The organism is Pseudomonas sp. IT-232MI5 (assembly GCF_949767845.1).
Lineage (GTDB): Bacteria > Pseudomonadota > Gammaproteobacteria > Pseudomonadales > Pseudomonadaceae > Aquipseudomonas.
The window spans coordinates 83,937-97,600 of the sequence record NZ_CATKQE010000004.1; the positions used below are offsets into that span (position 1 = coordinate 83,937).

Below are 13,664 nucleotides of genomic sequence, written 5' to 3' on the forward strand. Positions count from 1 at the left end.
GCCATCGCGAGCAGGCGAAGGCCTACATTGGTTATTTGTCACGCCACAAATCCCGAGCCAGCCAAAAATCCCCTGTAGGAGTGAGCCTGCTCGCGATAGCGTTCGACCAGCCGACATCCCTGATGCCTGACCCACCGCCATCGCGAGCAGGCGAAGGCCTACATTGGCTATTTGTCACGCCACAAATCCCGAGCCAATCCCGAATCCCTGTGGGAGCTGGCTTGCCAGCGATGAGGTCGGCACATTCAATATTGTTATTGGCTGACCCACCGCCATCGCTGGCAAGCACCTGCAACATTGATGTCGCCTGACACAGCGCCATCGCTGGCAAGCCAGCTCCCACAGGTTACGTGTCTAGCCACAAGGCTTGAGCCAAACACAAATCCCTGTGGGAGTGAGCCTGCTCGCGAAGGCGTCGGCACAGTCAGCATCATCATTGCCTGACCCACCGCCATCGCGAGCAGGCTCACTCCCACAGTTTTTGCATCCATCCAAGATCCGATTCCATCCCCAAATCCCAGGCACAAAAAAGGGGACTTTCGTCCCCTTGCGGTATACAGCTTCAAACCTCAGTAAATATCCTTCGACAGCAACGTAAACGGCGTCTTCACCAGGATCTTCAGGTCCAGCCACAACGACCAGCTGTTGATGTACTGCAGGTCAATCTCGACACGCTTCTGCATCTTGTCGATGGTGTCCGTCTCACCGCGGCAGCCGCTGATCTGGGCCAGGCCGGTGATCCCCGGTTTAATCCGGTGACGCGCCATGTACGCGAGGATTTTCCCCGAGTAGTAGTTGTTGTGCGCGACGGCGTGCGGGCGTGGGCCGACCAGAGCCATATGCCCTTGCAGCACGTTGAACAGTTGCGGCAGTTCATCCAGCGAAGTGCGGCGAATAAAGCGGCCGACTGCGGTAATGCGCGAGTCATTGCGGCTGGCCTGCTTCACATCACGGTCATCGTGAACACGCATCGAGCGGAACTTCCAGACCTTGATCACCTTGCCGTTCCAGCCATGACGATCCTGCTTGAAAAACACCGGGCCGGGCGAGTTGATCTTCACCGCCAACGCAATGATCAGCAGGATCGGACTCAGCGCGATGATCGCCAGAAACGCCACGGTTTTCTCTACCAAGCTCTTGCTCAAAGCAGCGGTAGGGCGGCTGGTCAACGGGCTCTCGTTCAAGTAGATCGCCGGCAGACCGTCCACGACCTTCACCGAGTGATTCAGCAGGGTTAGACTGTTCAAGTCCGGCACCCACACCACATCAACGTTGGCTCCTAGCAAGTCACCATAAATCGCCTCGATTTTCGCGGCTTCACACAGCGGCAGGGTGATATACAAGCGGCGAATGTCATGCGCCTCGATCAGCTCCAGCAGTTGCTCCTGATCGCCAACCACGCGCGGTGCATCCGGACCCAGCGCAGACACATCACCATTGCTGACCAAACCTACCAAAGGCAGGTTTTCCAGTTGGCTGAGCTTCTTCGCCAGACCCAACGCCAGTTCGCCGGTGCCGACGATCAGCGTCTTGTGCTCGCTTTTACGCGACCGTTGGTAGTACTTGGAAAACGCATGCAGCGGAGCGTACAGAAACGCCTGACCAAGGAAGCCATACACCGCCCAGCTCAGAATCACCTGTCGTGAAAACAGCTCATCGGCCTGGCAGACAAAGGCGATGCACGCCAGCGCCGCCATGGTCATCGACCAACCCATAAACAGTCGACCGAGACCGGTGAGGTAATTATCACGCTTGCGATACACACCGCTAAACGTATAAGCCGGCACCGACGCCAGTACCGCCAGCGTTGCACACATCCGGTAGTAAAACGCGACCGTCCCGGTGTGCTGCTCGGCCAGTATGAACAACAGCGTCACCACAAAGCCTTGTGCCAGCGCCCATTGGCCCCAAAAGGTCAGTCCCTTGAGGCCTGTGCTTCGATTGATACTTAGAGAAAGATCCATACGGTATCCCCAAAAGACGTCCATTCAGGTTTCAACAGTTGAAAACCGAGTTGTTATGCAGACTTATTGTTTTTGTTCTAACGAGTGTCCTGAGGTAACAACATCGATATGCCGAACTGTCGTCAGTCAATAGACTAAGTTATTGCCGGGAATGGTGTCTGACGAGTTCTAACAAGATGGCACAGTGCCAACTTTTTAATAATTAAATATAAGAGTGTTAGAAAAGGTCGCAGAGGAGGGGGTGAATAAATGATGTTGTATTTGTTACTGTTGGAGGGTGGAGGCAGGGAGTGTTCAAATCAAGGAGGAAGATGAAATCAAACAGAGTGCTCTTGTTGTTTTTGTAATCGCACTTTTTTCTGTTTGTTCTGTTCGTGGAGGTCTTGCGAGGTTACGCGACGATTTCCTGAATCAGGCAATAACCGCGGTTTCTGACGGCACGAAACAGTCGTTCGCCATGACTGGCGCTTTTGAACTTGTCTTGCAGGCGACTCAGGCACATCTCCAGGCCGCGATATTGTTCCGGCTCCCGGCCGATGCTGAGAATCAGCTCGTCACGACTGACAACACGCTCTTCATGGCTGAGCATTTTCCTGACCAGTGCTGTTTCCAGGCCAGTCAGGCTGATTTCGACACCTTCTTTGACCAGTGCACCCTGATCAGGGTCGAGATGCCAGGTTTCATTGCCGGGTATATCACCTTCAACGGCAGGTGGCATGTTGCGGGTTTCCCCGGTAATGGCCGGGACATTCTGGAAAGGATTAGCCGATTGCGCTGCGCGCCATTCGGACTCGAGCGTGGCCAATATTCGCTGAGTATCGTGTTCGATACTGCGCGGGGCGTTTTTTCGACTGATGCCTGGATATGTGAACTCCATCACCATTGGAGCGGAAGAGGGCGAATCCACCCCTTCAAACGAATTGAAACGTTCGCTGGACAGCATGCTCTCCAGTTCGCGTTGCGACGTTGTACTGTGAGTCACGACAACAAAATATTTCCTTGGGAGGGTTGTACTAGTTTCCATGTCTCTCTCCTGAATACATACCAAAATTGGCTAAAAGATAAATCGGCAGGCGAGCAATGACTTCCTCGGAAGTAATCGATAGGCAGGGTCTGGGCCCAAGATTGGCCCTCGATAAATTCCACTCGATCTGCTGCTATGTTATGGAGTTTTATTGTTATGGGTCGTGTTGTCGCGCTCATTCAATTGCTTGATTTCAAACAGGCGTGAAGCAGAACGGGAGCTATATGGTTGCATTAGACGATCCTTCGTACGTATGCAAATGGGATGGCTGCCCGAGAGTCAGGCAGTCGATATCAGACCCCGCAGCAGGCGATAGCCATAGCCGCGAATGCTCTGAATCGCGTTTGTACCATACATGTCCTTGATTTTTCCACGCAAGCGACTGATTGATTTTTCCAGTGCTCGAGGGTCGTAGAAATTGGCGTTGAGGCCCATGATGCTGGCGATTTCATCATGGCTCAGAATGTGATTGCTGGTTTGCGCGAAGGCTTCGAGGATCTTCATTTCGGCAAACGAGATGTCGAGTTTCTTGCTGGTGCCCATCAGGCAGATACGGGTCGGATCAAGCGTCAGATCGATATCGCGTTGCCATTCTTCACTGTTGAAGAACTCGCCCAGCAACTCGGCGCCATCCTCGGAAAGGGTATTGAGCTTGATACAAACATCCGCGCCAGCCAGATAATATTTGATCTTGTTGAAGGCGCCGCGACCGGTGATGACCGCGCAAATGATCGGCTTCAAGTTGTCGCTGCGCAGGTTCTCGACCAGCGCCAGATTGTCTTCGAGGGCCTGTGGGCTGTCGATAATCAGGAAGATCGCTCGATACGAACCAGACTGTTCATTCAACTGATATGCACTAGTGTACGCATTGGCTTCGAGCGCCATATCGGTACGTATATGCTGGGCGACTAGCGCTTTGAAATGTTCAGCCACGCCACGGGTACGACCCAGAGTAAGAACACCAGGTTCGTCGTTTGTCGGGCGCGGGCTTCTAGTCGCTAAGTTCGCTGAGAGCATCATGCATTGACTCGAATTAAGTGCTGACATCGGGATGTTAAAGCACCGGTTCTCATCTGTGACTGACAATTGGTAACATTCACGCGATTTTTAGACGTGGCTCCCGAGTTTTCTAACAATAATTAAGCTTTTCAAGCTTTTAGTTGATTTTCTCGAAAGGGTGAACTACTGCTTAGATGGTGGCGATATGCAATGGTGCCACTATTTTGAGCTTATTGCGATGGCTTTGTCTATGTCCATCTGCCACTGTCTGGCCATCTCTGGATAATGTGATATTGATCACACTTTATTGTCAGAGCAACTTTTTTCTGCAAAAAGGCCTAAATATTTTCTGCGTAGTTCGTCGGCCGACGATTACTAACATGTCTTGAGTGTGGCAATTCATAAGACCTATTCTTCAAGATCAAAAGATCGTCCGATCGCGGCCCGAACATTCGGCAGCTCCTACATTTGAAATGCATTCCCCTGTAGGAGCTGCCGAAGGCTGCGATCTTTTGATCTTCATATACGCCAATTGTGTAACTTCAGATACTCAACCCCTGAGTGTTATTACCCGGTCGCTCATCAAGAGCGCTCTGACGGAGGATTAATGGATTTCTGGACCCTTTTCCAGGTGTTGATATTAGGTGCGGTAGAAGGCCTGACCGAGTTCTTGCCGATCTCGAGTACCGGCCACCAGATCATCGTCGCCGACTTGCTGGAATTCGGCGGCGAACGCGCCATGGCGTTCAACATCATTATTCAACTGGGTGCCATTCTTGCCGTCGTCTGGGAGTTTCGACCGAAGATCTTCGAAATCGTCAAAGGCCTGCCCACCGAACGTAATGCACAACGCTTCACCCTCAACTTGCTCATCGCTTTTCTGCCCGCCGTGGTCTTGGGCGTGTTGTTCGCCGACGCCATCCACGAATACCTGTTCAACCCGATCACCGTTGCCGTGGCACTGGTCGTCGGCGGCATCATCATGTTGTGGGCCGAACAGCGCAGCCATGTGATCAGCGTCGAACACGTCGACGACATGCGCTGGTCTCACGCACTGAAAGTCGGATTCGTACAATGCCTGGCGATGATTCCCGGCACCTCGCGCTCCGGCTCGACCATCATCGGCGGCCTGCTCTTCGGCCTGTCGCGCAAAGCCGCCACCGAGTTCTCGTTTTTCCTCGCCATGCCGACCATGGTCGGCGCCGCCGTGTACTCCGGCTACAAATACCGCGACCTGTTCCAGCCCAACGACCTGCCAGTCTTCGCCCTCGGCTTCGTCACCGCGTTCATCTTCGCCATGATCGCCGTGCGTGGCTTGCTCAAATTTATTGCCAACCACAGTTATGCCGCGTTCGCTTGGTACCGGATCGCGTTTGGCTTGTTGATTCTGGCGACGTGGCTGTTTGGCTGGGTCAACTGGACCGCCGCAGCGGCCGCCTGATCACTGAGCGCTGATCAACGCCGCAACGGCGAGATCGTTTAACGCCGAATCCGGCGACTCCTGGCGATAGCGCTGCAAGGCCGAGGTGAAATACGCGGCCTGCAGCATGCCGTCGCTGGCCAGATAGAGTCGCGCGTCTTCTTGCTCCTCGGCAGAGTAAACACGCTTGTGACTGTCGGTCGTTTCCTGGCTAGTCGAAATAGGTGCGAGGATTAAAGACACCAAGGTGAAGCCGGAAAACTGCGTCACCTCCCACGGCGTATCAGTGCGGCCCATGCAAAAGCCATCGCAGTGCGCATAAACGTCGGAAGTGAAGCTGAATAAGGCGAGTAGGGTGAAACGCTTCAAAGCAGAAAAAGTGAACGCGGGCATAAACAAAAGACATCCTGTCAGCACAACAAAACAACGGGCAACGCTCATTCGCCGCCCGCACACTCAAACCATCAATCAACGACCTTCAAGCAACTCAGCCGCCTGATCCAGCAACGCCAGCGGATCCTTGGCCTTGTGAATATCCACCGACAACAACTGACGGAATTTCCGCGCCCCCGGGAACCCCGTGCCCAAGCCCAGCACATGCCGCGTGATGTGATGCATCGCACCACCGGCCAGCAAATGCTCGGCTATATAAGGACGCAACTGCGCCAACGCCTCAGCCCGACTGATCACCGGCGCCGAACTGCCGAACAACTGCTGATCCACCTCCGCCAGCAAATACGGATTGTGATAAGCCTCACGCCCCAGCATCACACCGTCGAACGTCTGCAAATGCTCGTGGCAAGCCTCCATCGTCTTGATCCCGCCATTCAGCACAATCTCCAACTCCGGAAAATCCGCCTTCAGCTGCGCCGCCACGTCATAGCGCAACGGCGGAATGTCGCGATTCTCCTTCGGCGACAACCCCTCAAGAATCGCAATCCGCGCATGCACGGTAAAACTGGTGCACCCGGCATCACGAACGGTGCCGACGAAATCGCACAGCTCAGCGTAACTGTCCCGACCGTTGATGCCGATGCGGTGCTTTACCGTCACCGGGATTGTCACTGCGTCTTGCATCGCCTTCACACAATCCGCCACTAACTGCGGGTGACCCATCAGGCACGCGCCGATCATGTTGTTTTGAACGCGATCGCTTGGGCAGCCGACGTTCAGGTTTACCTCGTCGTAACCGTGCTCTTGGGCCATGCGGGCGCAGGCTGCCAAGTCCAATGGAACGCTACCGCCCAACTGTAAAGCGAGCGGGTGCTCGGCTTCGTTGTGACGGAGGAAACGTTCGTGATCGCCGTTGAGCAGCGCGCCGGTGGTGACCATTTCGGTGTAGAGGAGCGCGTTCTTCGATAGGAGGCGTAGGAAGAAACGGCAATGGCGGTCTGTCCAATCCATCATTGGGGCGACGGAGAAGCGGCGGGAGAGTGGGGCGGGTGTGGCGGGAATAGGGGACATTAGGGATACGGAATCGGTGTGGCTGGGAGGTGGGGGAGTTTATCAGGAATGGGAGGTGGGGGCTTGGGGGCAGGAATGGCAGAGTGGGTTTACAGCGTCCTACTTCTGGACCTGCTGAGCTTGCTCAACCTGCATTGGATTGAGCGAGACAAATCCAATGCAGGATTGATAGCATGTGGCTATCAATATTCACATCCTTGTAGGAACGGAATCCATGTCGAAAAAAATCCATGCTTTAGTGCTTTGCCTGGGCGGCCTTGTTGGCGCTATGCAGAGTGCCGTTGCAGCTGACAACCTGTTCAAGAGCTACGGCTACGATACGCCAATCACGAAATACACCGAGGCTGGCGGTTACTATGATTGCTCGGAAGAGGTGGGCGCGCCCGCCCGGTGTATTGATGACGTGGATTTCATTGATCAGAAATTCACCGCTGGCTTGGTGTTCAGCGGTGACAAGCTGATTATGGTTTCCCTTTTCGCGCCCTATGAGCGTGAACTGTTTGGGCGTGCCATCGGTGCGCTGGCCAAGTCGTTCGGTCTGGTCGCACTGGCTGACGGCAAGTCCATGCTGGATCTTGTCGATCTGGCGGCAAAAGCTAAAAGTAAGGATGAGTACACCGCTAAACTCACCAACTACGAAAGTGTTGCTCTAAACGCCAATAATCTAACTTACTCGTTTATTGAGGGTGCCGCCTCGATCAAAGGCACCCCTAGTGTTTCTGGTTTGATGGCAGCCGCGCCTGCGAATGTCAGGGGGGCTGATCTGATTGTCACGGGCGAGGGCGAGGAATCGGTCATCATGATCAAGTTTTCTTTCCCGAAACTTGACGAGAACAAGCTCGTTGAGCAGACCAAAAAACCGGTTGAATCTTTCTGAGTTTGGTACTTTGTTGTTTAACACGCCTCGCTAACAGTAGAAAGGGATAGATTTGTTTGCTAATTTTTAGAAGATAAATAAATCTGTCCCCGTTGTTCCCGGGGGAGGTGTGCATTAGTACTCTAAGGGGATGGGATATAAATAAATCCGTCCCCTTTTTTCGAAGTGTAGGGGCCCGCCTCACTTAAGAATCATGAAATTTCATAATTTCCTTCCAGATATAGCTGTAGCTGTAGCGCAGCCATGTAACTTTTAACAGGTCGAAGCTACGTCGAAGCCAACTGTGTTCTCGCGCATTGAGTTCTTTGGCTATTTCATCAAGTAACCACTCATCCTGAAAACCACTCCAAACAGGAGGAACGGGCGTTTCAAGGTTGCTGAAACACACAGGCGCAACTTCTGAGTACAAGATTTCTTCAACGACCTTCGGGTCGTAGCTCCGAATTCGCTCTGCGATAGAGGAATAGTCGACAGCGCTGTCTACGAAGGCTTCTGCCAGCGCGATCTGGATACTCGCCCGTTCCGCAGGAGTCAGAATATGTCCCAATGTGCCAGCTCCTCTAACTCTGCATCGAACGTATCAGCCGCGATCCCGCCAGCAATCCCGCCGGCGATGCTTCCAATGAGAACAACGGCTATGGCACAGGCCGGAGCTCCAGGACCACAAAGAGCGGATATGCCCAAGCCCGCCAGAAACCCACCAGCCGCACCACCACCGAGGATGGTGGCTTGACGGGCCGTTTCCTTGGCCTTGTCGTCTGCGTTCAGTATTTGGTATGTGGCAAGCACCGCCGTCATGATGATTCCAACCTTTCCCATAACAGACATGATTTTGGTTCCAGCAGAGAATTTGGCATTAGCACTGCCAGACCGCTCTAGAGCTTTGTATAAGACTTCTTTCTGTTGGGCCTTAGAAAGTTGTTCGTAATTTTTGTTGAACTGGGTTTGAGACTTTCCGTCGAGGATTTCGCTGTATGTCTTTCCAGTTTTTTTCTTTTTTTGCACGATGGCCAGGCCCTGTGCAGAGGTCAGCTTGCGGTGTTCGTACATGATTTTGTTGCGCATCTCGTTGCTGAACTTTGTCGCGTCCTCGACGCTGATATTGCCGGCTCTCACGTCAGCGAATATCTGCTGTGACATTCGTCGAATATTGCCCTCGTAGCTTGCACGGACGCGCTCGTCCTTGATGGCATCGATGGAAAAACGGCTGGCCGCCCCCTCCATGCCTGAAATCGCCATCTCAAGGGGAGACCGGTCAAGCGTATGTTCGCTTTTGACAACATAACTTCCGGTTACTAGGTTCGGTTCCGTCACGAGAATATCCTTATCCCAAAATATCGTTCAGCAGTCCGTCAATACCTGCGGTTGTGCAGGTGTTCTCGTGTTGGGCAAATGCCAAGGTATGGCATGTCTTTCCAGTGGGGTTGGAGAATTTGACCGAGTTGTTCGCGTCAAAGACTCCGGGCATCGAGGAGCCATCGTCAAAGTGAGCGGTGCAGGAAAATCCTTCATAGCTTTCTTCTGCGGGAATATTAAAGCCGATCCAGTTTCCGTGGATGACCATGGGTGTTGGCGGAATAAAGGTGGCAGGCGTATGGGCGCTGCCGATGATTACTGTACCCGAACCTCCAATCACAACGTCGCCATGGGTGCCCACAGTACCGAGTAATGCGGCATTTTTTCCGTTGATAAACACGGTGCCGGACACTTCCGAGGCTAGCGCGCTGCCGCAAGTACATGTGTCATCTTTGCGAGCGGCTGCAAGACCGTCGAAGAACACATCAGGAGAGCCGGACGCGATAGCTTTGGGGCCGTGCCCAGGTATGGGGCAACTGGTTGGGTCGGTGATACGTGCAGCTGGCTTCGCCATGATTGACTCCCTGTCAAAGAATTTAACGGGAACAACTGTATCAGACCTGCTCTGAGAAATGGCTGGCGGAAACCTTAACGAAAAAGTAACGAAATGGGGGGCGAAATGGGGGCAGATTTATTTTCATACGGCGTTGATTCTATAAATGGGCTGGTTCTCCCCAATCACCAAGGTTCGGGGAGCGCGCCAACGGGTTGCCATGGGTTGCATAAATTTCGTCTTGGGCGAAATTCAACATCCGAGACTCGATGTATTTATGGGTTGCCGGCTTCAATGACTCGTACCACTCAGGAGAAAGCGCAACGTTTTCACTGAGATCTAGTGCTGCGTGTATTACGGCTAAGGTGGGTGAGCCTGAATGTGCCAATGACTCAAAAAGTCTCAATGGAGCGTCATTCGCTGTATCGAGCCAAGAAAAAATTGCTGCGCTTCCGGATTTCAGGGGAATGATCGAAACCATTACATGGGATATTTCGACAGTTCTGTCTGCCAAGTCTTGAAGCCGATTTCCGTTAAAGTCGACGGTTGGCTCAACAGCGAAAGACGCTACTACAGTTGGCGGCTCAGGGAAGATCAAAGCCCGAGACACAAGCCTTTTCCAATCCTTAGCTATCAGTACTTCATCTAGTCGGCTTTTCAGCGCTTCAATGTCTGATGCGCTTTCGAGAACCTCTGAAAGATATTTTTCAAATTGCTCTGAGAACTGTACGTCCTCTTGAATGCTATGCATCGCAGCGTACTGTTCAAGAGAAGGGGTGGACTCAAACTGTTTTCGTTTGTAATAGCTTTCGCGAGCTACGGCCCGGTATGCAAGCATAAACAGTTGCTCAGAGGTGAATTCGAAAGCCCGAGTCTCAATGCACGCAAATAGATCCCGATCATGTGCACGGCAGAAGCCGTTAAAAACAGAAACATCTCGCAAACCTTGCAACTCGAGATTCAGGGGGAATTTTAAGTGGTCTCCACTGATGTTTCCGCGCATAGCATAAACGCGACCGTCTCTTGATATTGGTCTTAAAAATGCCTCGAGGGACAGAGTGTGCGCAGATACGATTGGACCTTCATGATTTTGGTGTGGTGCAAGGCACACCTTGGTCTGATAAAGCTTGTTGAACCTGGCAATCTGCTGGCCCACGGCTCGCCGACGCTCTGCGGCTGCGCGGTCTGCCTCCATCTGGCGATTTAATGCTTGTTCTACTCGCTCTTGTTTGCTGCCTCGTGATTTCGCCTGTCCCATTTCTATTCCCTATTTCCTATTCCCTATTCCCAAGTTAGTAAACCATACCGCGACGGTTCAGAGGCTTGTGCATCTAAAATGGCGAGCATTCGTACCTGCCAGGGTTTTACTCTAAATCAGACTGACACTACCTCGTAAATTCAGGCCAGCCAACTCTCTAGGTGGGTCAGTAGCTTCGGGGACGATTAAAGTGCTGGACACTCAAATTCTCAAGGTTGGTGGTGCTGCAGGTAATAGGACATTTCAACTTGGCGTGCATTCGTCCCCCCGCCACGCCTGCGGACCACTCGCGATTCGGTGAATGGTGGTACGAAAATGCTACGGGGTTTTCAGAGGTTCGCTATAAACCACGGTTTTACTGGACTGTAGAGTTCGTGGTTCCAATCCATTATCGGTGCGACGGACAGCGCTTGAAAAATAAGTGCACAGAGCGCCTAGCAAATGGCGACAGGCTTGGGTTCGATCTCTGTGCTCATTAAGATTTTAAACACAGAAAAACGCGCATGTTTAGATGAGACACATTGTTGTAGTTGGTCACCTACAACACCTTGCGCCACCCCCTACACCTAAGACAGAATCCGCCGGCTTGTGCCTCTAGCTCGCGGGTTCTATCGTTCCTAGGTCACTGAAAAGCAGTGATCGGGTTTGGTAGACCCGCAGCATTGATGCATTGCGTCATCCCAGCACAGCGCCTTTCTTGGGGGCTGTTTTGATGGTGGCCATGCGCAGGGCTTCTTCGGAAGCGCCGGTTCCAATGCCCGGTCTACCAACCTTCGTATGGCCGCCACCCATCGTTTGGTAGCGAGAGGGTGAAAGCTCCACTAATAGCATTGGAGTTTCACTTATGTTCAAACCAACACCGAATCCACCAGAAACCGATCCCGCATCCCCCTACGATTCCCTCAGCCCCAAAAAACTCCACGAAGCCGCCGAGCGCGCCCTCGATCACTATCTCCTTCCCGCCGGCCACATCATGGCCAGCGTCAACGAACCCGAGCGCATGTACCTCGCCAACCCAAAGTACGACTCGGAATCCCTGCTGGCCAACGCCAGTGAGACGCTGAGTTCTGCCTCGGAAATGCTCAACAACTTCGCCGCAGCACTCGAGCCCTCACACCGCAAAACCGCGCTGGGCATCGCGCAGGTTGTGATGTTGGGTGAATTGGCGGTGAATCAGGCGTTGGATAACGTTGAGGTGAAGGCGTAAAACCTGTCCCGCCATGGGCAGGTGAAATGCTCGTTCACTGATAACCAAAAGCCGTCACTTTAAGGTGACGGCTTTCGCTTGCAGATCTAGCCAAACTGACTCGCCGATTCAACCGCAGATTTCGGCTTCCTCAACCGCGTCAACTGGTAAGCAATCGCCAACCAGACAAACCACCCCGGCATGATCATCAGCGCAATCCGCGTATCAGGCCGCAACGCCAGCAACCCCAGCACAAACCCCAAAAACGCCAACGAGAACCAAGCCATCGGCACACCGCCCGGCATCTTGTAAGCCGACTTCGCATGCAGATCCGGACGTTTTTTGCGGTAGGCGATGTAAGACGCGAGGATGGTCGACCAGGTGAAGATCACCAGAATCGCCGACACGGTGGAGACGATGGTGAATGCGGTCATGACTTCCGGCACGATGAACAGCACCAGTACGCCGACCAGCATCAACAGTGTGGTGAACGCCAGGCTCAGCAGCGGCACGCTGTTGCTCGACAGTCGGCGGAATAGGCCGGGCGCGTTGTCTTGGTTGGCCAGCCCGAACAGCATGCGGCTCGATGAGAACACGCCGCTGTTGGCCGAGGATGCCGCCGAGGTCAGGACCACGAAGTTGACGATGCCGGCCGCTGCGGGAAACCCGGCGACGAGGAACAGTTCGACAAACGGGCTCTTGACCGGGGAGACCTGTTGCCATGAGGTCACGGCAATAATGCAGGTCAGCGCGAGTACGTAGAACAGGATGATCCGCAGCGGAATCGAGTTGATCGCTTTGGGCAGGGTCTTCTCCGGTGAGCGGGTTTCGGCGGCGGCGGTGCCGATCAGTTCGGTGCCGGCGAAGGAGAAGATCGCCATTTGAAATCCGGCGAAGAAGCCGAACAAGCCGTTGGGGAACGCCGCTTGTTTGTCCACCAGGTGACTCAGGGACGCGGTGACGCCACTAGGCGAGACGAACGAACTTGCAATCAGCACGCTGCTGACGCCGATCAGGGTGACGACGGCAATGATCTTGATGATCGCGAACCAGAATTCCACTTCACCGAACAACCTGACGGTCAGCACGTTGAGGGCGAACAGGGTTGCCAGCATGCCGACGGCGGGTATCCACGCCGGTACGTCGGGGAACCAGTACTGGAAGAATCCGCCGACCACGACGGCGTCGCCGATCACCGCCACGCTCCAGCTCAGCCAGTACGACCAGCCGAGAAAGAATGCCGCGCGCGGGCCGAGGTAGGCGCCGGCGAAGTCGGCGAAGGTTTTGAAGTTGAGGTTGGACAGGAGCATTTCGCCCATGGCGCGCATGACGAAAAACACGAACAGGCCGATGATCATGTAGATGAGGATGATCGACGTCCCGGAGAGGGCGATGATTTTCCCGGAGCCCATGAACAGGCCAGTACCGATGGCACCGCCCATGGCCATTAGCTGGATGTGACGATTGCTGAGCGTGCGCTGCAGCGCAGGCTGTTCGAGCAGCCCGGAAGGGGTCGATTTCATTGCAAAACCTCTTGATTTTATGTTTTTGAGTTTTGGCAGAAAGTAGGTGTCGAGCGTTCTTGTTAGAGGTGCAGCGGCTAATCACAAGGTCAATCGCCCC

Annotated in this window: 13 protein-coding genes; 3 read left to right on the forward strand and 10 right to left on the reverse strand. The window is 53.7% G+C overall.

Features of this window, described 5'->3' with window-relative positions; all coding sequences use genetic code 11:
- Positions 1–569: 569 nt before the first annotated feature.
- The 3 genes from ACM6JQ_RS04255 to ACM6JQ_RS04265 all read right to left on the reverse strand — a co-directional run bounded on the left by ACM6JQ_RS04255 (position 570) and on the right by ACM6JQ_RS04265 (position 4,008).
- On the reverse strand, positions 570–1,964 hold the full coding sequence (locus ACM6JQ_RS04255; RefSeq protein ID WP_414893277.1) for an undecaprenyl-phosphate glucose phosphotransferase: 1,395 nt from the start codon (positions 1,962–1,964) through the stop codon (positions 570–572).
- Between the two features lie 391 nt (positions 1,965–2,355).
- Complete coding sequence (locus tag ACM6JQ_RS04260; protein ID WP_414893278.1) at positions 2,356–2,988, reverse strand: winged helix-turn-helix domain-containing protein; 633 nt, start codon at positions 2,986–2,988, stop codon at positions 2,356–2,358.
- Positions 2,989–3,267: 279 nt separating this feature from the next.
- A complete protein-coding gene (locus tag ACM6JQ_RS04265) occupies positions 3,268–4,008 on the reverse strand; it encodes a winged helix-turn-helix domain-containing protein (RefSeq protein ID WP_007915508.1) in 741 nt (246 codons plus the stop codon).
- A gap of 586 nt (positions 4,009–4,594) precedes the next feature.
- Here ACM6JQ_RS04265 and ACM6JQ_RS04270 point away from each other — a divergent pair.
- Positions 4,595–5,428 carry an undecaprenyl-diphosphate phosphatase gene (locus ACM6JQ_RS04270; RefSeq protein WP_095114324.1) on the forward strand — a complete coding sequence of 278 codons (834 nt, stop codon included), beginning with the start codon at positions 4,595–4,597 and terminating at the stop codon, positions 5,426–5,428.
- On the opposite strand, the gene ACM6JQ_RS04275 is transcribed toward ACM6JQ_RS04270, so the two are convergent.
- Positions 5,429–5,848, reverse strand: a complete 420-nt coding sequence (locus tag ACM6JQ_RS04275; protein ID WP_414893279.1) for a DUF2388 domain-containing protein — start codon at positions 5,846–5,848, stop codon at positions 5,429–5,431.
- Positions 5,849–5,875: 27 nt separating this feature from the next.
- Positions 5,876–6,871 (reverse strand): tRNA dihydrouridine(20/20a) synthase DusA, encoded by a 996-nt coding sequence (gene dusA / locus ACM6JQ_RS04280; RefSeq protein WP_414893280.1) that lies wholly within the window; start codon positions 6,869–6,871, stop codon positions 5,876–5,878.
- Positions 6,872–7,046: 175 nt separating this feature from the next.
- Here dusA and ACM6JQ_RS04285 point away from each other — a divergent pair, with 175 nt between their 5' ends.
- Positions 7,047–7,748, forward strand: coding sequence for a hypothetical protein (locus ACM6JQ_RS04285; protein ID WP_414893281.1), 702 nt, complete (start codon positions 7,047–7,049; stop codon positions 7,746–7,748).
- Between the two features lie 184 nt (positions 7,749–7,932).
- On the opposite strand, the gene ACM6JQ_RS04290 is transcribed toward ACM6JQ_RS04285, so the two are convergent.
- The 4 genes from ACM6JQ_RS04290 to ACM6JQ_RS04305 form a co-directional block, all read right to left on the reverse strand.
- On the reverse strand, positions 7,933–8,295 hold the full coding sequence (locus ACM6JQ_RS04290; RefSeq protein WP_414893282.1) for a hypothetical protein: 363 nt from the start codon (positions 8,293–8,295) through the stop codon (positions 7,933–7,935).
- Positions 8,280–9,062, reverse strand: a complete 783-nt coding sequence (locus ACM6JQ_RS04295) for a hypothetical protein (protein ID WP_414893283.1) — start codon at positions 9,060–9,062, stop codon at positions 8,280–8,282. The genes ACM6JQ_RS04290 and ACM6JQ_RS04295 overlap by 16 nt, the downstream gene beginning before the upstream one ends.
- A gap of 10 nt (positions 9,063–9,072) precedes the next feature.
- A complete protein-coding gene (locus ACM6JQ_RS04300) occupies positions 9,073–9,618 on the reverse strand; it encodes a PAAR domain-containing protein (RefSeq protein WP_414893284.1) in 546 nt (181 codons plus the stop codon).
- Positions 9,619–9,757: 139 nt separating this feature from the next.
- Positions 9,758–10,855, reverse strand: a complete 1,098-nt coding sequence (locus tag ACM6JQ_RS04305) for a hypothetical protein (protein ID WP_414893285.1) — start codon at positions 10,853–10,855, stop codon at positions 9,758–9,760.
- 844 nt (positions 10,856–11,699) lie between these two features.
- Here ACM6JQ_RS04305 and ACM6JQ_RS04310 point away from each other — a divergent pair.
- Positions 11,700–12,062: a DUF6124 family protein gene (locus ACM6JQ_RS04310; protein WP_414893286.1), complete on the forward strand. Its 363-nt coding sequence runs from the start codon at positions 11,700–11,702 to the stop codon at positions 12,060–12,062.
- An 86-nt stretch (positions 12,063–12,148) separates the two neighbouring features.
- On the opposite strand, the gene ACM6JQ_RS04315 is transcribed toward ACM6JQ_RS04310, so the two are convergent.
- Positions 12,149–13,564, reverse strand: a complete 1,416-nt coding sequence (locus tag ACM6JQ_RS04315; RefSeq protein ID WP_414893287.1) for an amino acid permease — start codon at positions 13,562–13,564, stop codon at positions 12,149–12,151.
- Positions 13,565–13,664 lie beyond the last annotated feature (100 nt).

What these genes read in the sequence shown, in the direction of transcription:
- ACM6JQ_RS04275 (WP_414893279.1), bottom strand. Translation starts at nt 5,848, where the DNA reads ATGAGCGTTGCCCGTTGTTTTGTTGTGCTGACAGGATGTCTTTTGTTT.
- ACM6JQ_RS04260 (WP_414893278.1), bottom strand. Translation starts at nt 2,988, where the DNA reads ATGGAAACTAGTACAACCCTCCCAAGGAAATATTTTGTTGTCGTGACT.
- ACM6JQ_RS04265 (WP_007915508.1), bottom strand. Translation starts at nt 4,008, where the DNA reads ATGATGCTCTCAGCGAACTTAGCGACTAGAAGCCCGCGCCCGACAAAC.
- ACM6JQ_RS04270 (WP_095114324.1), top strand. Translation starts at nt 4,595, where the DNA reads ATGGATTTCTGGACCCTTTTCCAGGTGTTGATATTAGGTGCGGTAGAA.
- ACM6JQ_RS04315 (WP_414893287.1), bottom strand. Translation starts at nt 13,564, where the DNA reads ATGAAATCGACCCCTTCCGGGCTGCTCGAACAGCCTGCGCTGCAGCGC.
- ACM6JQ_RS04255 (WP_414893277.1), bottom strand. Translation starts at nt 1,964, where the DNA reads ATGGATCTTTCTCTAAGTATCAATCGAAGCACAGGCCTCAAGGGACTG.
- ACM6JQ_RS04300 (WP_414893284.1), bottom strand. Translation starts at nt 9,618, where the DNA reads ATGGCGAAGCCAGCTGCACGTATCACCGACCCAACCAGTTGCCCCATA.
- ACM6JQ_RS04305 (WP_414893285.1), bottom strand. Translation starts at nt 10,855, where the DNA reads ATGGGACAGGCGAAATCACGAGGCAGCAAACAAGAGCGAGTAGAACAA.
- ACM6JQ_RS04310 (WP_414893286.1), top strand. Translation starts at nt 11,700, where the DNA reads ATGTTCAAACCAACACCGAATCCACCAGAAACCGATCCCGCATCCCCC.
- dusA (WP_414893280.1), bottom strand. Translation starts at nt 6,871, where the DNA reads ATGTCCCCTATTCCCGCCACACCCGCCCCACTCTCCCGCCGCTTCTCC.